This window comes from bacterium (assembly GCA_021158245.1).
Taxonomy (GTDB): Bacteria; Zhuqueibacterota; QNDG01; order QNDG01; family QNDG01; genus QNDG01.
The window spans coordinates 1-22,920 of the sequence record JAGGVB010000058.1 but is presented as its reverse complement, the minus strand read 5'-3'; the positions used below and the strand labels follow the sequence as shown (position 1 = coordinate 22,920).

The following is a 22,920-nucleotide window of genomic DNA, read 5'->3' as shown; positions in this document are numbered from 1 at the left end:
AACAGAGAATGGAAAAGAATGAAAGCACAAAAAGAGTTTGCACATGGGCGGAATCAATCACACATCATTGTACTGATGATCTTTATATTATTATTCTCTTCTGTATCAAAAATTATTTCAGCAACTACAGCTGAACCTTCACAAAAAGAATCATGGAAAGACAATGCCGTAAAAATATTTCTGGACATTTCATATAGATATAAAAAACATGCTGAATATATTAAAACGGAAATTCCTTTTGTAAACTATGTAAGAGACAGAAAGCAGGCACAGGTTTTTGTAATGGTAACAACACAAAGAACAGGCAGTAATGGCACAGAATTCACTGTGACATTTATGGGCCAGAGTAATTTTGCTTCTATGAATGACACTTTAAAATACATCTCTAAAAAAACAGACACTGAAGAGACAATTAGAGAAGGCCTGGTTCAGGCAATAAAACTCGGTCTTGTAAGGTACGTTGCTCGGACTCCTGCAGGGAATATGCTCAAAATTAAAATGCCTTTGCACAATTCGGGAACCACAACCATTTCAAACGATAAGTGGGATCATTGGGTTTTTGGCATAAATCTTTCTTCGAGATTAAGGGGGCAGGAATCAACTACCAGTAATAATATTGATGGTTCCTTGACTGTGGACAGAGTTACAAATGAATTAAAAATCAGCGCATTTGCAAAAGCTGAATATGACAATGAAAAATATGACCTTTCAGACGGCCAATACACAAGCGTATCCAAATCTTACATGATGAGATCCACAGTGGTTAAGAGTTTTGGGGAACACTGGTCTGCCGGTTTTACTTCTTCTATAAACTCATCAACATACTCCAATGCAGATCTGTTCGGTTATTTTGCTCCGGCAATAGAGTATGATATTTTTCCCTACAGCGAATCAACAAGAAAGCAGTTCAGATTAATGTACAGAATCGGATATCATAACAACAAATATCTTGAAGAGACAATTTACGATAAAAAAGAAGAAGTGCTTTTTAGCCAGCGTCTTGATGCAATATTTGAGCTTAGGGAAAAATGGGGATCCGTACACACAACCCTTACAGGATCTCATTATCTTCACGACTTTGATAAAAACATGTTCCGTCTGTCCGGTTATTTAAGTTTCAGAGTTTTTGAAGGATTCGAATTGATGGTTCACGGCCGTGCTTCAATTATTCACGATCAGGTATCTCTTGCAAAAGAAGAAGCAACTGAAGAGGAGATACTTCTGCAGAGAAAGCAGCTTTCTACACAGTACAACTATTCCGTAAGTTTGGGAATCCGGTTTACATTCGGCTCTATCTACAATAATGTTGTAAACCCGCGTTTCGGGAATTGATATTTCCGGAATTCATCAAATAGAGCTGCAGCAAAAATCTGTTTGGTGTTATTGCAGGGATCTCAGTAAACAGCCTGTTAAAGAAGGTTCTCAGTCAAATTCGGTGTTTTTATTTTAACACTGAATTTAAAGTATCCAAAAGTTTCCATTGTGAGACGGGTTTTATAATAACAGCAGCAGGCTGAATCAATGCTTTTATTTCCGAATTCTCCAGATCAGGATTACCTGTAAGAAAAATTATGGGAATATCCTCTTTTTCTTTAATCTGTATTGCAGCACTAATTCCATCTATCTTGCCTTTTAACTGGATATCCATTAAAACAAGGTCCGGATGTAAAGAAATTGCCGAATTAACTGCTTTGTCGCCTCTTGAAACTATACCTGAAACTTCATATCCATTTTCAGCCAGCCATAATTCCATTTCATGGGCAAAAATCAGTTCATCTTCTACTATAAGTATTTTGTATAAGCTCATCATTTATCCAGTGGGAAAGTAATAATAAATTTTGTTCCATTTCCAGATGAAATCCGGAGTTCACCATCAAGCTGTTCTGTTAAAATATTTACAAGTTTTAACCCAAAGGAATCCGGATTCTCAAAATCAATATCTTTAGTAAGGCCGGAACCATTATCCTTTACAATTAATTTTGCCATGTTATTTTTATCTTTTTTAAATGACAAATAAATTATACCTTTGGACATATCTTTAAATGCATACTTTAATGAATTTGTAATCAGTTCATTTACAATTAATCCGCACGGGATAGCAGTTTCTATATGTAAATAAATATCCATAATATCATATTTCAGGTTTACTTTATTTCTGATATCGCTTCCTGAAAGTAATTCTACTGCCATACTTTCAAGATATTTCTTAAAATTAATTTCCGAAAGGTTGTCTGATCCGTACAGCATTTCATGAACTCTCGCCATAACTAATACACGCGCCTTTGTTTCATTGAAATTTTCAATCGCTTCTTCATCTTTTAATCCCCTCTGCTGCAGGCTGATGAGGCTGTGTATTATCTGCAGATTATTTTTAACTCTGTGATGGATTTCTCTTATAAGCACATCCTTTTCTTTTAGGGAATTTTTAAGAGCATTTTCCACCTTCTTTTTTTCTGTAATATCATTGACATTTACAATTCTGTACAGAACTTTTCCTTTTTCATCCTTTACAGCAGTAACATCAATTAAAGATGGGAAACGGGTACCGTCTCTTCGGATATGATCAGCCTCAAATATGTGATGTCCCTTTTCCTGAGCAATATTTATATTTTTAATAACCTTGTCCATTTCATCCTGCGGGAAAACAGCAGTAATCGGTTTACCCTCTAACTCTTTAACTGTATAACCATGCATCGCGGCAAATGCAGGATTCATTAATTCTATACTTTTTGCTTCATCAATGCCGCCTATAACTATTCCCCATCCTGCAAATTCAAAAATATTTGCCCACTTTTTAAGCTCTTCCTCAGATTTTTTTCTGTCAGTAATATCTTTAACTCTTGCAAGAAGGTAGGTTTCTCCGTCAATCTCAAATCTGTTAAGACTCACTTCAGCAGGAAATACCGTACCGTCTAATTGGCAGTGATTCCACTCAAAAAACTGGGGTTTACCATCCAGTGCTGCATTAATGTATTCAAGTGCCGCATCTTTGGACTTTCTCCCGTCAGTCTGATATTTTGGAGAAAATCTGTATGGTGTATTTCCAACTATGTCTTCTCTTTTACACCTGAACATTTTCAATGTAGATTCATTACAATCTGAAAAAATTTCTCCTTTCATTGTAAACAGAGCATCACTGGAAGATTCGAAAATAGTTCTGTATCTTGTTTCGCTCTGTTTTAATATGACTTCTGCTTTCTTGCGGTCTGTTATATCATGGGCATTACCGAAAACAAATTTTTTACCTTGCAGAGTAATTGAAAAACCGCTGATTTCAACATTCACTTTTATTCCGTCTTTTCTCTTCAGGGTTATCTCTCTGTTTATAACTCTTTTGCCAGAAACATTTTCTGCAAGCATTGCAGCAACTTTGGGAATCTGACTCTTTGGTAAAAGATTAAGATTAAAAATATTTTTACCTATCAATTCTTCTTTCGTATATCCAATGAGATTTTCTGCTGCTTTATTCCCGTCAATCAGGTTTCCCTTCATATCGTGAATGTAGTAGGCGTCAGGGGCAAATTCAAACAGTATTCTGAACTTCTCTTCTGATAGTTTAAGTTCCTGCTCAATTCGTTTTCTGAACTTCTCTTCTGATAGTTTAAGTTCCTGCTCAATTCGTTTTCTCTCAGTAATATCGCTGTGAGTTCCGATGAACTGCAGAGGTTGGCCATTTTCATCCCGTTTAACAATAATACCCCGTCCCAGAATCCATATCCAAGTGCCACTCTTTGTCTTAAAACGAAATTCCACAGAATATCTGTCTATTTCACCGCTGAGATACTTTTCAGCCTGTTCCATAACATAATCAAGATCAGCAGGATGTACTTTTTTCTGAAATTCCTGCAGATGATGGGGAAAATCACCGGGCTTATAACCTGCCATTTCATAGTATCTTGGATCAAAGTAAACTTCGTTTGTTATTAAATTCCAGTCCCATGTGCCGTCATTTGCGACCTTCATTATTTTTGACAGCCGGTCTTCACTTAACCGTAACTTTTCTACAGCTTTTCTATTCTCTTCTTCCAGTTCAATTCTGTACAAAGCAAAGGATAAATCTCCCGCAAGCTCTTCAAAAAGCTGCTGCTCCTCAACATCTATTGATAAATTTTCGGGGAGTGAAACTGAAAACAATCCATAAACTTTATCTTCATATCCAAGCCTTATTGTAAAAGCCTTCTCTGTCGGATTTGTTCCAAGCAAGGGACAGCCCTTACATTCTTTATGAGTATTTTTTATAAAAACAAGCCCATCCGTTCTCATTGCCCTTCTGCAGCACTCTATCATTGACCCGGAATTCAACTTTTTAAGCACTTCTTTAAATTTTTTTCCAATATTCGATTCTGCTGCATATTCAATTTTATTATTTTTGTCCAACAAAGCTATCCATACACTGGAATACCCCCTGGTTTCAGTTAAAATACTACAAGCTTTACTGAGGAGCTCTTTTTTATCTTTTTCACTTGTTATCAGCTGATTAACATTCCTGATAGAACCGAGAATAAGGTTAAGATGTCTTATACGTTCTTCTGCATTTCTTCTCTGAACTGCTATTGCTGACTGTTTTACAAAAGTTTCGATTATACTTTTATCCACATTAAGTTTCTGATCCTTCTGCATGAATATTAGTACCGTGCCGAATAATTTTCCCTCTTTTACAAGGCCAATTGTATAGATTTTACCGACGTTAAAAAGCTTTTCCAATACAGAACAGACTTTCAAAGGAACTGTTTTAAAAAAGATATCATAAAGTGTCCTGCCGCTTTCGTGAAGCCTGCCGTCATTTAAATAACTAAGCTCCTTTTCATCAGCCTTGAAATACAGCTTCTTCAAATCCCTTCCAAGTAATTGAGCAACTTTTTTATACCCTTGTCCCAATCCTGCAATAGCCCGATTCGTCAGTATGCCCTGCAACGAATCAATAGAATTAACAACTACGTATGACTTCCCCATAATAAAAGATTGAAGCTGCTCTGCTATAAATTCATAGATATTCCTATCAAACGATAATTCAACAAACATCATGGCAACATCTGATAAAATTTCCAGGCTTTTCTTCTGCTTTTTCTCCTTCGCTTCTGCAATTTTTCGATCAGTAATATCTTCCACAACTCCGTCATAGTAAACTACTCTGCCCTTTTCATCACGTACAACTCTGGCGCTTTCCCTTACAAATAAAAATGAGCCGTCCTTTCTGTACCATTTTGATTCCAGTCCCTTTATTTCACCATTTTTTTCAAGTAAGGATTTAAATTCTGATCTTTTATACTCCTCATAACCTTCTTTTTCAAGATCCCTTTTTGCAAGCTCCTCAAACGAGTCATACCTCAGCATTCTCACAAGCTCCGGATTTGCCATTAAAACCCTGCCGTCAGGTGTGGTGCGGTAAATACCAATCGTTGAATTCTCATAAATACTTCGGAACCTCTCCTCATTATCCATCAATTCATCTTCTGCTTTTTTATTTTTATTATCCATAACGTGTAAAATAACTATTTTTTGTAGTAAAAATCAATTTTTTTATTCAGCCGTTATCTAATGTAAATTTAACTGCAATAAGAATGCCAGCAAAAATTAATGGAGTCACAACAAATATTCCATTATGAAATTTTTATCCTTTACTAATAATTACGGCAATTATTTCACAATCTCCTGTTTATACAGAAGTTAGAGCTACAATTAAAAGCCATTTAAACTGGCATGGTCTTTGTATATAAACAATATTGACATTATCTGAAAATTATCAATATCCATTACAAATAACCTTGGAATTGAGATGAATATTTATCGATCACATAAATGGCTTTTAAATTCATTTGCATTCAGCCTGATTTACTGGTTTCTGGAATCTATCCGGGACGCGTTGATAATTGGCAATGGAACTCTTTATGAACGCCTGTTCAAACCCGAACCTATAGCATTCTGGATGAAGCTTCTCGTAATATGCATCATTATTCTTGGAGGTGCAGCAATTGATTCCATACATAACGAAAAAAATAAATTAAAAAACAAGAAAAGAAATGTAATTTCTCCTGGAATAGGTTTAAGCACTATTTACTGGCTTCTTGCCGGATTTCGCGATACGCTTTTGAACAGCAATTTAAATATTACTGCATCCATCTTTCACCCCCCGGCTCTCTATCTATGGATGAGGCTTCTCGGTATTTTCATGATTATGCTCCTCGCTCTGATTGCACAATCATCAATTAATTCACTCGAAGCTGAAAAAAAAGAAATTGAGGCAGACAAAAAACACGTGTTCCAGATAATTGACCAGATGGTTTTTCCTGTGCAGCTTACCAGCCCTGACGGCATAATTCTTCAGATAAATAATGCATTTAAACAGACATTCCCGACAATTGCCTCCATCTGCGAAAATAGAATTGTACACATTTCCGACATACCATTCTACAAAAAAATTAATATCATAGAAAGTATAATCAAAGCTAAAAATAACAGGACTATTTTTATCCCCCAAATTGTTTACGAAAACGGTATTTCAGATACAGGGCCCAAAAAACGCTTATACGAAGCAACCATATCCCCGATAATAAGCGACAACTCATGCTGGTTAATTATAATTATATGGACCGATATAACAGATAAAATCGAAGCGGAAAACCAGAAGGAAGAGATACATTCACAGCTCCTTAAAGCTCAAAAAATGGAAGCTATTGGAAATCTTGCCGGTGGAATAGCTCACGATTTTAACAATCTTATAACAGCGATACAGGGAACGGCAGAACTTGCAATTATGGACATTAATGAAGCCAAAGCCAACACGGATTCTCTTCAGGCTGACCTTAAGGATATAATACATGCTTCCGGACGTGCAGCGGAATTGACAAATCAGCTTCTTCTATTCAGCAAACGGCGCATCATGGGATTTAAAACTATTCAGATTAACGATACAATTTCAGGATTAATCAAAATCATTACAAGGCTCCTTACTGAAAATATTTCAATACATTCCGAACTCGAGCCTGACCTATGGACTATAGAGGGGGACCGCAGCACTCTTGAACAGGTAATCATGAATCTTGCTGTAAATGCAAAGGATGCAATGCACATGGGCGGCAGGCTTTTTATATCAACAGAAAATATTGTAATTACACAGGATACTGCTGTAGTAATACCTGAATCACATCCCGGAAAATTTGTCTGTATTACTGTATCTGACACAGGTACTGGAATCCCTGATGATGTCAGGGAGAATATATTTGAACCGTTTTTTACTACAAAAGAAGCTAAAAACGGCACAGGACTGGGGCTTTCCGTTGCGTACGGAATAGTTCAGCAGCACAGGGGTTGGATAAATGTTTACAGTGAAGTGGGATCAGGAACGACTTTTAAGATATTTATTCCTGCAGGGACCAGAGAAGTTTCATACGAGAAAGACGAGACTATTGAAATTAAGGATGTAAGCGGGCACGGTGAGAAAATACTGGTTGTTGAAGACGATGAGAGTGTGCGTATGACAACAGTGCGCGCGCTTCGCAGAAGCGGATATCAGGTTGTTTCTGCAATTCATGCAGAAGATGCAGAAGATATCCTGATTCATCAGGGTGGAGATTTTGCTCTGCTTTTAACAGATGTTATTCTCCCCGGTAAATCAGGAATTGAACTTGCTCACATGGTATCATCAGAATTCCCTGGTATAAATATAATACTCGGCAGCGGCTACACTGATGCAGCAAGGCTTAAAAGCGAAATTCTTGACAAGGGGTATCTATTTATTCAGAAACCGTACGAGATATTCAACCTTCTCACTAATGTACGGCAAAAAATCGGAAATATGGACCAATAATACATACTTGGGACTGTATCAAAAGTCAATTTGAAGTCTTTACGAGGAGCGAAACGACATAGCAATCTCAGGAATTAAGCACGAATTAAAGAGATTGTTTCTTCCGGCAAGCCGGAATCGCAATGACAGGGCTATGACTTTTGATGCAGCCCCAAGAGCATTGCACGGCCGTGCATCTCTGCAAGATCTTTTTACTTTTTACTAAATTTCTCTTTTCTCCTCAATCTCGACAATCTGTAAATAAAATCCTTTTGCTTCAAATTGTAAAGAGGCTGCGGGTTTAACTCTGCCTGCAAATTCAGGATCTCAAGAGCTTTTAAAACAATATCTATCGCTTTTGAAATTTCTCTTTTCCTGTGCTCATAATACTTTGCAAGCTCTTCGTATATTTCAATATTCTTCGGCAATTTTTTAATAATGTAAAGCCATATATTTTCCGCCTCTTCCCATCTTCCTGTTCTCTTGTAAAGTGCGCCGAGAGGAATTAAAGATTCAACAATATCCTCGGTTTTATCTGCCCTTCTTGCAGACTGCTTAAAACACTCTACAGCCTTTTTGTAATTCCCTGTATTATAATATATTTTGCCAATACTGATAAGATCCTGCCAATGTTCAAGTTCTGCTGCCGAGCCGGCATAAATTTTTCCAAGCAGAGACACAGCAGCAGCAAGAGAAATAATATCCAGTACATTATGCCGTAAAACTTTTGAGAGTTCTTTGTCATTACCTGTACGTATAAAGTCAAAGTAAACTCCCGGAATGAGAGATCCGTGTATATCTTCCCCCCTGCTGAAATATAGAATCTTTTCCTCTACATTCGCCAGGCTGCAGCTTCCAATTCGTTTTCTCCACACTCTGCGTACCGGAAAAAGCAGGTCAAGATGATTTAATGATGTAAAAGGATTATCCATTCCTGAAATCGTAAAACGTGATGCAAGTATATTCATATCATAGCACTTGCCATTATATGTAATAAGTGCACTTCGATCACCAATTGCCTCTTTAAGAGCGTGAAGCACAGCCTTTTCTTCAGAAAAATCACGCATTAAAAATTGCTCAACTTTAAAACTATCATCATCATAATAACCCATACCTGTTAAAAACGGTACTGTGCCTGCACCTCCTGCAAGGCCGGTTGTTTCAGTATCCAGAAAAATAAATTTTTCCACATTAAAATCATGAAATATATCCGTTCCGGTTACTATTTGATTTAAAATTCCGATTGATAAATTCCGGAATAAATCAAGTTTAACTATTCCGTAATCAGAATTTATTGGAACTTCTGAAACTGACTTGAAAAAAGCTCCAAATTCATTTTCACTGATATTTCCCGGAATGGAAAGGTCCCGGTTACAGTACGCCGGTTTGGTACCTGCAGGTTTCTTAATCCCTGTATTACTATCTAAGAAATTTAATTTCTCTCTTATATCCATAAAAATGCAACTTATCCAATCTATTTCATCGCTTCACTACTTTTCTTCCTGTCTGAGTTTGTCCAGCATATCAAAAGCATATCGTAAATGAGGAATAGTGATTGAGCCTCCTACAATGAGGGCAATTGAAAGAGTCTCATGTATCTCCTCATCCTCCGCATTCTCTTCTATACATCGTATAAGATGATAGAGAATGCAGTCGTTGCATCTCATAACTGTGGATGCAACAAGGCCGAGAAGTTCCTTTGTCTTGGCATCCAACGCGCCATCTCTATAAACAGATGTGTCAATAGCAAAGAACCGTCTTATATCAAGATTCCCCGCACTCAATATTTTATCATTCATCTTCTCTCTGTACTCTCTGAACTCTTTCAATTCATCACCCATAAATCCTCCTATCTGTTTCTTTATACAACAGGAAATCCAATCTGTATATTCTCCCCGTTATCATCAATATAAATTATTCATTCACGATATACTCACCAAAAATAATTAATGGACATGTGTCAGTCAGATAGAGAATTAACTATTTTTTCAATATAACCTGAACAGATAATTAAATCAAGGTTTCATCTTGACAAAGTGGGTTATAAGAGTTAATTTATCTTTGTTATTTTACCAAATTAAATGTAGAAAATAATAATAGGAATAGGCAATGATTACCGAAAATGTTAAAAATATTATTAATGAGCTCCCCCGGGGGGTTCTGCTTGAGGCAGCAGCAAAAACAAGAACCGAAGAAGAAATTGACCAGGCAATAAAAGCCGGAGTTAAAATAATCGGGGAAAATTATATTCAGGAAGCTGAGGCTGCAGTTTCTGTAATTCAGGGAAGAGTGCCCCTGCATTTTATCGGCCATCTGCAAAAAAACAAGGTTAAAAAAGCAGTTAAAATATTTGACATGATAGAAACTCTTGATTCCATAGGCCTTGCAAAAGAGATTGACAAGAGAGCACTTGCAATAAACAAAGTTATGCCTGTACTGATTGAGATTAACAGCGGCAGGGAACCTCAAAAATTCGGGATTCTTCCTGAAGAGGCTGAATCTTTTATTGTAAGCCTGAAAGCGCTGAAAAATATTAAGATATTGGGTTTAATGACAATGGGGCCATTTACCGATGAAGAGGAGCGAGCAAGGCCATATTTTAAAGAGACCTCACGTCTTTTTAAAAAATTTACCAATGCCGAAATTCCACATATTGAAATGAAGTACCTTTCTATGGGAATGACCGGGACATACAGAGTGGCAGTGGAAGAAGGTGCAAATATTGTTCGAATCGGGACAAAAATATTCGGGCCAAGGGGATAAAAAAGCCCCATCCTGTTTTCAAGAACGGGGCTTCTGACTTTTGAAAAAACTTAATTAATAGCAATTTCTTTTGGTTTGGAGATTTCCGCTTTCGGAACTTCAACTGTCAATACACCGTCTTCATATTTTGCTTTAATCTTTTCAGGATCAACATCCTGAGGAATTCGGAAAGATCTCTGGAATTTCCCGTAAACTCTCTCTTTCTTGAAGAAATTCTTACCGGTATCCTCCTTTTCCTCCCTTTTTTCTCCGGAGATAGTAAGTATATTGTCTTTAAAACTAATACTGATATCTTTTTTCTTCATACCCGGAACATCTGCTTTAATTTCATAAGATTTCTCATTTTCAGCAATATCAATAGTAGGACTCCACACAGTATCACTATCCCCAAACCAGAAATCGTCAAAGAATCGATCAACATCAAAATTGCTGTTTACAATGTTTCTCAACGGATTGTATTTTACTAGTGTCATGGCTAACCTCCTTTAATTTTTCTTTCAGTCTCTGCCTTGTTAATAAGCAACTTGCATGCCACTTGATAAAATTAATCATATCATATTGATTCTACTAATCTTACAGCACCATCATCCTTAGACTGCAATGTGTGCCATAATGGCATAATGTATATTTAAATTGCTTAGTATGTGCCATTTTGACGGATTTTATTCATAAAACTTTTAATTTGCGTTATTCACAATAAATCTTTATATTTTTATACTCAACCAGTTTTAAAAACAGTTAAATTAAGGAGAACAGCATGCGTATCGGAATGTCATCATTTACAGCTCTGTTTATTAGTATATTTCTGCTTGCAGGGTGCGGAGAAAACATAATTAACAAAAAAGCTGATATAACATACGTAAAAGATCAGCTCAACAAATTTACTCCGGTGAATTTGACGGCTGACCTCTCATACCTGCCTGCAGAAGAGACACAAGTTGTAAAACTTCTCGTGAAAGCATCGGAAACGCTTGATAATATATTTTTAAAACAGGTATATAAATGCAATATTGATATTCAGCATGAGCTCATAAAATCCTATAGCCCTGAAGATAAAGAGTATCTTGCACTTTTCAATATAATGTTCGGCCCATGGAACAGGCTTGATCATAACAAACCTTTTATTAATAGTAATAAAAAACCTGACGGCGCCAATTTTTATCCCATTGACATGACAAAGCAGGAATTCACTGATTGGATTAAAACTCATCCTGAAGTTAAAGAAGCTTTTGAAAGCAGTTTTACTGTAATCCGCAGAAAGGAAGATAAACTATCAGCTATCCCCTATTCGGAATTCTTTCAAAAAGAACTGAATAACGCCGCAAAATATCTGAAACAGGCCGCAGATCTGACTTTGAATTCTTCGCTGCGAACATTCCTTATTTCCCGAGCAGATGCATTTCTTTCCAATGATTACTTCCAAAGTGATATGGACTGGATGGATCTGAACAGTGACATTGAAATTGTAATCGGGCCCTACGAGGTCTACGAAGATAATCTTTTCGGATACAAGGCTTCTTTTGAATCATTTGTCTGCATTGTTGATAAGGAAGAGAGCAGCAAGCTTCAAACAATAGGCAGTTATCTGAATAAAATGGAAAACAACCTTCCGATTAAAGACAAATATAAAAACTTTGACCGCGGTTCTTCATCTCCAATTAAAGTGGCCAATGAAATATTCACTGCAGGTGATGCCAAAGCCGGAGTACAAACTCTTGCGTTCAATCTTCCGAATGATGAAAAAGTCAGAAAAGCCAAAGGGTCTAAAAAAGTTTTACTTAAAAACGTAATGCATGCGAAATATGATAGAATTTTTATACCGATTGCAAAAAGAGTGCTTGATAAAAAAGTTTTGAAAAAAGTTTCTTTTGATGCATATTTTAATCATATACTCATGCATGAAGTAAGCCATGGCCTTGGTCCCGGCAATATCAAAATCGGGAATACAAAAACAACTGTTAATAAAGCCCTTAAAGATGCTTATTCTACTATTGAAGAGTGCAAAGCGGATGTACTTGGTATGTATAATTGCCAATACCTGATTGATCAGGGTGTGTTTCCAAAATCTCTTGAACATTCTCTTTATGCTACAAATCTTGGCGGTATGTTCCGTTCCATACGTTTTGGAATAAGTGAAGCCCACGGAGGCGGTGTTGCAATACAGATAAACTCATATCTTGATGCAGGGGCATACAAAGTCAATAAAGACGGAAGTTTTACAATAAATGAGAGAAAAATCAAAAAAGCAGTCAAGGATCTTGCTCATAAGGTATTAATGATTGAAGCTGCAGGAGATTATAAAAGTGCAAAAGAGTTGATTAAAAAATATGGGATAATCCGGCCTGAAGTACAGACAGCACTTGATAAACTTTCCGATATTCCTGTTGATATAAAACCTGTGTATCCAATTGAAAAAGAACTGTAAGATATAATTAAAAAATAAAAGGCCCTCTGCTGCATCTGCATCATGAGGGCCTCTCTTTTACCTTCTGCCTCTCTCGGGCGTTTACAAATAGCTCTCCTATGGTCCTATGGTCATATGATACTATTTGTTAAATATCATTCTTTTTGTCTCAATCTCCCCGTTAACAATCAAGCTATAAAGATAAACGCCGCTTGTAACACTATTTCCGTTTTCATCTTTACCGTTCCACACCACTTCTCTTTTCTCTCCGGCGCTCTGCGAATACTCATTAACAAGAGTTTTTACTGTTTGGCCGTAAATATTATAAACTGTCAACCGTACTTCTCCGGGCCTTTTTAAAGTGTAGCTTATAGTTGTCATCGGATTAAACGGGTTTGGAAAATTCTGACTTAATGCAAAATTCTCCGGTTGTATTTTTCCGTCTTCATCTATTCCTGTAGGTTTTGATGCCTGGCCGCTAATCCACTTTATCTCAGGTGAAAGCTCACTTACATTCCCCCATGAATCATACGAAGCTACTGCAAAATAGTAAGTTTTCCCTTCTTCAATGTCTATAACATCATATTCGGACACATCACCCACATCTATAACGTCTGTGTAATTCCCCTGTTCAGTGCCATAATAAATTAAATATCCCTGGACATCAGGCTCAGTTACACTGCCCCAATTAAGAGTTACTGAAAAAGCAAAACCGTAAAATATAAACAAAACCAGAAAACCTGTAAAAATTTTAATCATTCCGGCTTTCAATGGGTTCTTCATGTCTTTTATCCTCTTAAAATTCTATCCCTCTTACACTTGAAAAGGCAAGCAATATGCCATAAAAATGCAGAGGGGCTTATATATTTAATAATCAAGAAGATAACCCGACAGGAACTATCTGTAATTCAAGATTTAAATTGCATTTTCCGGCAAATATTGCCGGAAATAAGAGGCTGCTTTTTCCCGATTGATTAGATCATCAACTTTTTGTATATTGATATCTGATTTAAGGCCATATAAAAAAAGTAAAACATCTATGAGTGAAAAATGCATCTTTACATATTTAACGATAATGCAAAAAATAATAAAATAGATATCCGGTATCTTAAAAACAGACTCGAAAAAATTTCTCAATCTACAGAAAGCACGAATCTCGTTGTTGCGTTATATCTTAAAAGCACGAATAATTCATCATTTGGCTCTGCATATATAAAATGTTTTACTCCAGATAACTTTACAACAGCCCGGGGTAAATGGAAATTTACCAAAAACTGGCCTATACCGGAAGATCTGCCTGATAAATACAGTTTTATTAGAATTTGTATAGGGCATCAAGGGAGATTTCCCAGAACAGAAACAGATAGATACGGATGGAAACTGTCATTTAATTCTGTATACGATAAAGCGGCTTTTATCTTCGCTCATGAACTTCATCATTATAGAAGATATCACCTGTCACTGCATGAAGGAGAAGGTGAGCAATCTGCAAACAAATGGGCATTGAAACACCTCGTCAAATCAGGATTTCTAATCTCAGGCCGGAAACTGCCTCTGAACAAGAGGGATAGGAAAAAAAGAATACAAACGCTGTTCGATCCCTTAAGGAAATTCAGGCATTTAAAAGCAGGTGATTCTGTTAAAATCGTTATAGATCCGAAGAAAAGATATACAGGGGAAAAAGTCCTTGTAGTAAAATCTGTCAGGTCAAATTCAAAACGAATTGTTGTTGAAACATCTGACGGCAGACAATGGCGATGGCCAATGGCGTGGCTATCTGTGCCTGAATCAAAAAAAATAAAATAATGTAAAATAAATAAAAACAAGCCGGGGATTATCGCACTTTTCTCACCCCGGCTTTATTTTGACAGATACATTTAAAATCTAATTTTTATTCTTTTACTTCTCTTCCAGTTTGAATTGATTAACGATATTACGGAGTTCTTCTGTTTGCTTGTTCAATTTATCAGCTGCTTCAGATAACATCTCAACTCCCCGTGCCGATTGTTTGGCAACTGAACTTACAGACGATATGCTGTGAGACACTGTCTCCGCTCCGCTGCTCTGCTCTTTTGATACTACTGCTATCTGCTTTATCTCAGTAAGGCTTGCTGAAACCGCTTTAGAGATATCCTCAAAAATTTCCTCGGTTCTGCTTGATATCTCAAGGCCCTTTTCAACAACACCCCTGACATCCTTCATGGAAAGCAGCGCTGACTCTGTATACTGCCTTATCGCAGAAATGGTTTCACCAATGTTTTCTGTCGCCTCTGTTGTCTGTTTAACAAGGCTTCTGATCTCCTCTGCAACTACTCCGAATCCTTCTCCGCCTTTATTGTCTGTTGCTGCTGCTGCTTCTATTGAAGCATTTAACGCCAATACTTTGGTCTGTGCTGCTATATCACTTATTACCCAAACTACTTCCCCTATCTCATTTACACGCTCTGACAGCTTTCGTATTATCTCCGCTGCTTTATCTGCTGTTGTCGATATTTTGTTCATGCCTTCACGTGTATCCTGAATAGAAATCAAACCCTGTCCTGCAACACTGTTGGCCTCTTCCGCACGCTTAGCTACTTCATCCGTGCCCCGGGAATTTTGAACTATCCCGCTTGTCATCTGCTGCATGCTTACTGCCACTTCACTTAATTGACTCGTCTGCTCTTCTATACCTGTTGAAAGCTCTGACGATGTTGTGCTTATCTCCCGGGTAGCTCTGTCTACGCCTTCTGCATTGTCTCTTACCTGCGATACTATGGAATGAACTCTCTCAATAAATACATTAAACCATCGCGCAAGTTCACCCATCTCATCCTTTGTCCCTATTTCAAGGCGGCGTGTTAAATCTCCGTCTCCTTCTGCTATCTCTTTCAGCATACTTACAAGGTGATTTACAGGTTTGGAAATTGTACCTGTTATAAACAGCACCGCAACTATCAGGAATATAAGTGTAACTATTATTATAAATAAAGATATACGTGTTAAACGTACAAGAGGGCTGTTTATTTCTCCTTCTGATACACTTAATACAAGGCTCCAGCCTACGCTTTTAACCGGTGTGTACATAAAGTATCTATGTTCTCCGTTAAAAACCACTTCTGATATTCCATTCTCCTGGTTCTTTATCTTCTTACTAACTGCTGCTATCCCTTTATAATCCCTGCCATCATCTTTAAAATCCGTTATCTTCTTTTTTAACACATACTCCTTATCAGGATGATAGTAAAATGTCCCGTCATTACCTATCAAATATACTTCGCCTGTCTTGAAAACATTTCCAAGCCGCTTCATTACTCCTGTAAAATGCTGGAGGCTTAAATCAACACCTCCCACACCAAGCAGCTTTTTATTATCATCATAAATCGGGACACGTACATTGGCTGCAATAGAGAAATCAACAGCGTCAACATCTATGTCAAAACATAAATGCCCTATTTTTACAGCTCTCTGATACCATGGACGTTTCCCCACTCTGTAATTATCATCTACAATAGGCCGTTCTGCACTTTCATAGTACCATTGAGATTTTTCACTGGCAATAAATGCACTTTTTATTTCGCCGTCTTCTTTTACGTATCTTTTCAATTGGCTGATAATTTTTCCGTATTCAGGATCCATGGCACTCTTTACTCTTTTGATTTTATTTCTCTTAAGCCATGTTCTTATCTCATCGTCAAGGCAGAATGTCCATGCAATTTTAGCTTTTTCATTCAGATATGCCTCAAGATTTGATTTTACTCCCTCTACCTTTTCTACGGCTTGTTTTTGCGTTTCCTTAACTACCAATTCTTTAAGGAATCCATAGTAAACGCCAAAAATAATAAGGAACATAATCACATTAATCCCAAGGATTAATATCAGCATTTTATCCCGGAGCTTTAAATTCTGAAACATTATTGTGACCCTTCCTTTAGTTTAAATTGATTAATAATTATATCAACATTTTTTCTCTGCCTGCCCAATTTATTCTTTAAGATGCATATAAAAATCTTATTGGTCAGGCTGCAATTTCTTCAACAACCCGAAGTAATTCTCTCAGAGCATAGGGCTTTTCAAGAAAACGATACCCTTTTTCACTTATTTCCGGCCATCTTACTTTTTGATCAGTATATCCGCTGCTTATCAATATTTTCAGATCAGGATTAAGTGATAAAAATTCACTGACAAGCTCAAGCCCGCTTTTATCAGGAAGTACAACATCACTCAGAATCAGATTAAAATCTCCCTGTTCCTTTATAAATACTTCCTTTGCTTCCTGTGCTGAGCCGGCACTGAAAACTCTGTATCCGCTCCTGTTTAAACCGTAACAAGTGGATTCTCTAACTTTCTCTTCATCCTCCACAAGGAGAATTTTCTTTCCACGGCCGTTAAATTCATTAATTGAGATCTTCTTTTTAACATCAGCTTCTGCTGCCTGCTCGGTTGAAGGCAGATACACTTTAAAACATGTCCCTTCTCCAGGTACGCTGTCTACATTAATCCACCCGTTATGCTGTTTCATAATCCCATAAACAACAGATAACCCAAGCCCTGTACCTTTACCGACACCCTTTGTACTGAAAAAGGGCTCAAAAATATGCTGCATTGTCTCTTTATCCATACCCATACCTGTATCGGAAACACTAAGGCATACAAAGGACCCGGCGCGTGCTTCAGGAATATCTTTTATGTCGCTCTCTTCCAATGTAACATTTTCTGTCTTAATATCAAGTACTCCGCCATTAGGCATAGCATCTCTCGCATTAACAGAAAGATTCATTACAACTTGCTCCATAGTTCCTAAATCTGCTTTAACTGCCCACAAATCATCCTGTAGATTAGTTCTAACATCAATATCTTCTCCTATAATTCTGTGCAGCATTTTATTCAGATTCGTAATAGAATTATTAATATCTATTGTTTTCATCTCCATAGGATGCTTCCTGCTGAACAGCATAAGCTGTCTAATAAAATCAGCAGCTTTGTCAGTTAACTTGTGTATTTCACTTAAATCTTCATACAATGTACTATTCTCATCTATCTCCATTAATGTAACTTCAGTACTAACCTGAATTGCCGTAAGCATATTATTGAAATCATGGGCAATCCCTCCGGCAAGAATACCTATTGCTTCCATTTTCTGCGCTTGAATAAGCTGAGCATGAATTTTATCTTTTTCCTCTGTCATTTTCTCATGCTTAATCTTGTTTCTCTGAACAGTAATTCCGAATGCAAGGTCACTCGCCATCTCTTCCAGCAGTTTCACTTCTTCATTGTCAAAAGCATTAAGTTCGTCAGAGTATATATTTAATATGCCTATGACCTTATCTTTATCAAATAATGGAAGGTGAATAGAAACTTTAAAGCCCAGTTTTAAGGCCTGACGGTAGTAATCCCTCTCCGGCATTTCTATATTATCATACTTTACGACAACGGCCTTTTTATCATTATACGCTCTGGTAACAGGATTTCTATCTTTTTGTAAATCCTTCAACGAGAGGCAATCACTGCTAATAAAATCTTTTGTCTTGCCTGTAACGACAAAATTGTCAAAACATTCTTCGCCGTCTTTAACAGAAAGAAAACCTGTCCAGGTTTGTTGATACCCGCCGACTTCAACAAGAATATTACTGACATTATTCAATAGATCTTTTTCTCCGGATGCTCTTACCAATGCCATATTTCCTGCACTCAGGGTTTTTAATGCACGATTTACTCTTACAAGTTCCACCTCAACACGCTTTCTATCAGTAATATCTCTTATAATACCAAAACCTGCAACAATCCTGCCATCTTCTCCATGTTGAGGAGTTGCAGTTATAAGAACATTCCTTATTTCACCGGATGGCCTGATAATTTCAATCTCATAATCACCTATTTTACCTTCCCTGCGTGACATTGTCTGACTTCTTATAACTCTGAATGTATCTTCATCAACAAAGTCGCTCATATTCATCCCGATAAGAGAATGAGGAGGAACACCAAAAATTTTCTCACATGCTGCATTTGCGTAAGTGAAATTCTCATTAAGATCAACATGAACGATTCCTTCTCCTGTATTTTCAACTATCAGCCTGTATTTTTCTTCACTTCTCTGCAGTTGTGATGCTGCCAGTTTTTTCTCTGTAATATCCTCTAAAACTCCATCTATGTAGGTAATATTTCCCTGATTATCCATAACTGCTGTTGCTGTTACAGAAGCCCAGATAACAGCGCCGTCTTTTCTGCGCAATTGAACTTCCTCATTTGTCACTTCACCGTATTGTGACAATTTAGAGCGCAGTCTGCTATGTTCTGCTTCATTAATATACAACTTCGATGCAGACAAAGCAAAAAGCTCTTCTTTTCCTGAATACCCAAAAATTTTAACATAAGAGTTATTAATTTCTATGAACCTTTCTTCCAAATCTCCGGAAGTACGAAAAATTCCTGCGTGGATATTTTCTGTAAGTGTTCTGTACTTTTTCTCATTTTCATGCAGGTTTCGTTCAACAAGTGCGTGTTCTTCCTTTTTCCGAAGTATTGATATTCCAAAAGCGAGATCATCTGACATCTCTTGAATTATACTTAACTCATGGCCGGAAAAGGCATCTTTTCTGTTTGTAAAAATCGTAAGAACTCCGATGTTCATACCACCGCATGAAAGAGGGATTGAAATCAGAGACTGCACTGACATCTCTACACCGCAATATTCGCAAAACTCTTGGAATTCAATATCCCTGCCATACAAAAAGACCGGTTTTTGGCGCTGGATAGCCTCACGTGCAGGATTGTAGACAAACTCCTCAAGTATTCTATTCTCATTTGCATTTCCCATATTAATTCTGCCGGCCTGAGAAATCACTCTTATGGATCCATCATTTACATATCCCGCCCATACTGCTTGATAACCGCCAATATCAATAATAATATTGCAAACAGCATTTACAAGATTGAACTCATCTTCTGCCTGAACAAGGGATTTATTACCCTTGCTCAGCATTCTTAAAAATCTGTTTATGGTTCGTACTTCTTTTTCTGCTTCTTCCCGCTCTTTTATCTCGTAGGATAGTTTTTTATTAGCTATTATAAGATGAGCCGTTTTTTTCTCAATAAGCTGCGCCATCTCATCATTCTCAGCTTTTATGCCATTTGATGACTCCGCTTCACTTTTTAAAAGCAGATGTGCATACACAGCAAACAAAATAAGAATCAGAATTACAAGGCTTCTCATCCAGAAATCCATTGGTGACGGGAAAATAAGAGCATGGATAAATGTTGCTTTGTGAAATACAAAAGCATCACGGAAAGACTCAATTACCCAGTAAATAATTATACTGCCGACTCCTGCGCCTATAACTTTACGCGGCATATTTTTAAGCCCTGCGACTGCATTAATCATTGTTTGTTTTTCTTTAACCTTGTAAAGCCTTGCACCAAACAATATAATTATAAATACTACAAGCGCTCTTGTCCAAAATCCAATTGGGTCCGGCATAAAAATACGATGAAAAATGTTTTCATTCCCAAATATTATAACATCCCTGACTGACTCCATAATCCAGTAGAATAGTCCGAATCCAAGCCCTGCTAACAAAAAATGCATGTTGTGTTTAATAAAATTCTGGCGCTGCAAAATTACTCCGTTCATTTTCCACCTCAAATCCCATCTTTCATTTGGGTACTTAGGGTTAAGATTTTAAAACATCTCATTTATCACCATTTTTATCTTCTTCTATCAGCACACCACCCTGTTGAAGGATTTTAATTTTTCTCTTCCTGGGAATAACACGGACTGATATCTCCTTCTTTTCGAGGGGCTTAAGATTAATTTCAAAATTACTTTTTTCCAGTTTGAAATTATCAGGGATATTGGTACTGAAAATTTTAAGCTCCCAATTTCCCGGGCGTAAATTATCAAAATAAAAATACCCGTCCTTGTCAGAAAACCAGCGTTTTACTTCATTATCTTTTTTCAGTTCTACAATAACTTCGGGCACCCCTCCGGAAGGATAAAGTTTCGGCCCTATTCCGGCCTCCATTTTTGTAGCATCTACTCCCTGGTCAATCTCTCTTCTCTTTTTAACTGAATTATCCGGAGTAGTAGTAAAAAGAAGTATACGGCCCGAAAGTGTAGCTGCTTTTGTAATTCCCAATACAATTTGCTTTTCCTCTCCTCCTAATAAAGATAATTTTAGAGGCATTTTCTGCACTCCAATTGTATTCATACCAAGATTTGATTTATCAATGTTTAAAAGATACTCACCGGGTACTGTCGGGGGGAAAGCAAATTCTCCATTTTTGTTCGTTACAGTTACAACATTAGCCATTCTGACAATAACTCCTTTAAAAGGCACTCCGTCTTCTGCATTGTATATTTTCCCTTTTACAACTCCAAGGCCATGTTTTTTCCCGACTGGTATGGATACGGGAATCATATAAGAAAAAAGTAGAGATGTTTCACGCATGTTAAAAGTGTTCCGTACAAGAGAATATCTTGCTTTTGCTGAAAAAACATGCCCGTTCGACATTGTGTGGTTAAGGCTCGCTTCAAAAAGGTCTCGGTTTCGGAAGTACTCTTCTCTTGAATAATTGTTCTGATAATTGAGAATCAAAGATGTTCTGCCTGCAACCTTGTATCTCAAATTCAAACCGAATGTCACCCTCTGCTCCTGTTTCATTGAATAGCGGTTATTAATATTCACATATAAATAACTCCTTGCTGAAAAATTGTCTCCCGGAGCAAGATAGATACTTGCCATGTACCTATACATTACAAGAAGAGAATCAAGAAGCTTGTTATATGTTTTCCCTGTTTCTATTGATCCTGTAAAACTTACCGGCCCGATCTTGTACCTTCCGCTGAAACGTCCGCTGATTTCTCTATAATCAAATAAAGATATCGGCATTCTGTCTTTTCTGCTTTTAAATACCATGTCTCCAAAAAGCTGAACTTTTTTCCCCGGCCTGTAAGCAACACCTATTTTACCATATTTTGAGAAAGGCGCGGAATACTCTGTTGTATCTATCTCAAAATTCTGATGTTCTTGTCTATAATTGGCCATTAACTGTAAATCTTTTCTTAATTTGCAGGTTAAAGCTGCTGTAAAGAAACGAGTATCTGTGTAATATCCCGGAAAATCCTTATCAGCAGCAATAAGATTTAATGAGTAGAAAACAGCAGGAGTTTTACCAGTCAAATGTATCTGATATGCAGCCTTCTTCTCACCTGATGCAATTTCTGCATCAATATTCGTTCCTGCAAATTTGGTAATACGTGTATGAATGCTGAATAATGTCCCGTGTCTCGCTCTTCCTTTTTTATTCAACAAATTCAAGCCTATTTCCGCTCCTTTTGCAGGGATATAATTCAAGTACAATGCTTTTTGAGTTTCATTCGGTTTGAGCCATCTTGTTTTAAAAGCATATCCGCCCGCAGTAAATTTACCTTCCTTTATACCAGCCTCTACTCCTCGGCCGTATCTGAAATGCTCAAGTAAGGGGGAAAGAGTAAAACTTTTATCTCCTATATGAATATTAAATCTGTTTGTCCTGAAAAGGGCAAAGTACTCTTCATGTTCAAAAAATATTGACCTCCCGTACGCATCAGGGCCTTTTAAACCGAATTTAAAATACTTGTCAGAGCCGTCATTGATAACGCCTTCTCCTGAGACAGTAATCTGAGTAACGGAATTTTCTTTGGAATTTCTCTGCATTCCATGTGATACTCCCACCTTAACAGGGAACATATGATATCCGCTCTTTTTATTAACTCCGGTAGGTACAATTTCTACGGTCTTTATATTTACTTCTCTGTCATTTACATCCAATGCAAAATATGCAGTAAACATAACTCTTTGGGCAAAATTTGATTCAATCGTGCTGTCCGTTTTTACACTTACACGTACCTTGACAGACTGGCCTGAATTAAGCATAATTGAAGAAGGAACGACCTTACACGGATAATTTTTATTTATCCCTACAGAAAAATTAATTTTTGCTTCTAAAT

14 protein-coding genes are annotated in these 22,920 nt (G+C 37.1%); 5 read left to right on the top strand and 9 right to left on the bottom strand.

Features of this window, described 5'->3' with window-relative positions; translation table 11 throughout:
- The first annotated feature begins 18 nt into the window (after positions 1-18).
- Complete coding sequence (locus tag J7K93_03135; GenBank protein MCD6115986.1) at positions 19-1,332, top strand: hypothetical protein; 1,314 nt, start codon at positions 19-21, stop codon at positions 1,330-1,332.
- Between the two features lie 109 nt (positions 1,333-1,441).
- On the opposite strand, the gene J7K93_03130 is transcribed toward J7K93_03135, so the two are convergent.
- Positions 1,442-1,810, bottom strand: a complete 369-nt coding sequence (locus tag J7K93_03130; protein ID MCD6115985.1) for a response regulator — start codon at positions 1,808-1,810, stop codon at positions 1,442-1,444.
- Complete coding sequence (locus J7K93_03125; GenBank protein MCD6115984.1) at positions 1,807-5,478, bottom strand: PAS domain S-box protein; 3,672 nt, start codon at positions 5,476-5,478, stop codon at positions 1,807-1,809. The genes J7K93_03130 and J7K93_03125 overlap by 4 nt, the downstream gene beginning before the upstream one ends.
- A 298-nt stretch (positions 5,479-5,776) precedes the next feature.
- On the opposite strand from J7K93_03125, the gene J7K93_03120 reads away from it, so the two are divergent.
- Entirely contained in the window at positions 5,777-7,807 is a 2,031-nt protein-coding gene (locus J7K93_03120) for a response regulator (GenBank protein MCD6115983.1), read from the top strand.
- A gap of 191 nt (positions 7,808-7,998) precedes the next feature.
- Here J7K93_03120 and J7K93_03115 read toward each other — a convergent pair whose 3' ends face one another.
- Together J7K93_03115 and J7K93_03110 are read right to left on the bottom strand one after the other, a co-directional pair.
- Positions 7,999-9,240, bottom strand: a complete 1,242-nt coding sequence (locus J7K93_03115; GenBank protein ID MCD6115982.1) for a ribonuclease H-like domain-containing protein — start codon at positions 9,238-9,240, stop codon at positions 7,999-8,001.
- A gap of 36 nt (positions 9,241-9,276) precedes the next feature.
- A complete protein-coding gene (locus J7K93_03110; GenBank protein ID MCD6115981.1) occupies positions 9,277-9,627 on the bottom strand; it encodes a carboxymuconolactone decarboxylase family protein in 351 nt (116 codons plus the stop codon).
- A 268-nt stretch (positions 9,628-9,895) separates the two neighbouring features.
- Between J7K93_03110 and J7K93_03105 the strand changes: the two genes are divergently transcribed.
- On the top strand, positions 9,896-10,549 hold the full coding sequence (locus J7K93_03105) for a YggS family pyridoxal phosphate-dependent enzyme (GenBank protein ID MCD6115980.1): 654 nt from the start codon (positions 9,896-9,898) through the stop codon (positions 10,547-10,549).
- Between the two features lie 50 nt (positions 10,550-10,599).
- Here the strand turns inward: J7K93_03105 and J7K93_03100 are convergent, their stop codons facing one another.
- Positions 10,600-11,022: an Hsp20/alpha crystallin family protein gene (locus tag J7K93_03100; protein ID MCD6115979.1), complete on the bottom strand. Its 423-nt coding sequence runs from the start codon at positions 11,020-11,022 to the stop codon at positions 10,600-10,602.
- A gap of 296 nt (positions 11,023-11,318) precedes the next feature.
- Between J7K93_03100 and J7K93_03095 the strand changes: the two genes are divergently transcribed.
- A complete protein-coding gene (locus tag J7K93_03095) occupies positions 11,319-12,974 on the top strand; it encodes a peptidase (GenBank protein ID MCD6115978.1) in 1,656 nt (551 codons plus the stop codon).
- Between the two features lie 120 nt (positions 12,975-13,094).
- On the opposite strand, the gene J7K93_03090 is transcribed toward J7K93_03095, so the two are convergent.
- Positions 13,095-13,736, bottom strand: a complete 642-nt coding sequence (locus J7K93_03090) for a T9SS type A sorting domain-containing protein (GenBank protein ID MCD6115977.1) — start codon at positions 13,734-13,736, stop codon at positions 13,095-13,097.
- 267 nt (positions 13,737-14,003) lie between these two features.
- On the opposite strand from J7K93_03090, the gene J7K93_03085 reads away from it, so the two are divergent.
- The gene (locus tag J7K93_03085; GenBank protein MCD6115976.1) at positions 14,004-14,759 is read left to right on the top strand and encodes a hypothetical protein; all 756 of its coding nucleotides are present in this window, start codon (positions 14,004-14,006) and stop codon (positions 14,757-14,759) included.
- 93 nt (positions 14,760-14,852) lie between these two features.
- Here the strand turns inward: J7K93_03085 and J7K93_03080 are convergent, their stop codons facing one another.
- The 3 genes from J7K93_03080 to J7K93_03070 form a co-directional block, all read right to left on the bottom strand.
- The gene (locus tag J7K93_03080; protein MCD6115975.1) at positions 14,853-16,847 is read right to left on the bottom strand and encodes a methyl-accepting chemotaxis protein; all 1,995 of its coding nucleotides are present in this window, start codon (positions 16,845-16,847) and stop codon (positions 14,853-14,855) included.
- Between the two features lie 103 nt (positions 16,848-16,950).
- Entirely contained in the window at positions 16,951-20,562 is a 3,612-nt protein-coding gene (locus J7K93_03075) for a PAS domain S-box protein (protein ID MCD6115974.1), read from the bottom strand.
- Positions 20,563-20,620: 58 nt separating this feature from the next.
- Positions 20,621-22,920: carboxypeptidase regulatory-like domain-containing protein (locus J7K93_03070; protein ID MCD6115973.1), on the bottom strand; the 2,300-nt coding region annotated here is incomplete at its 5' end.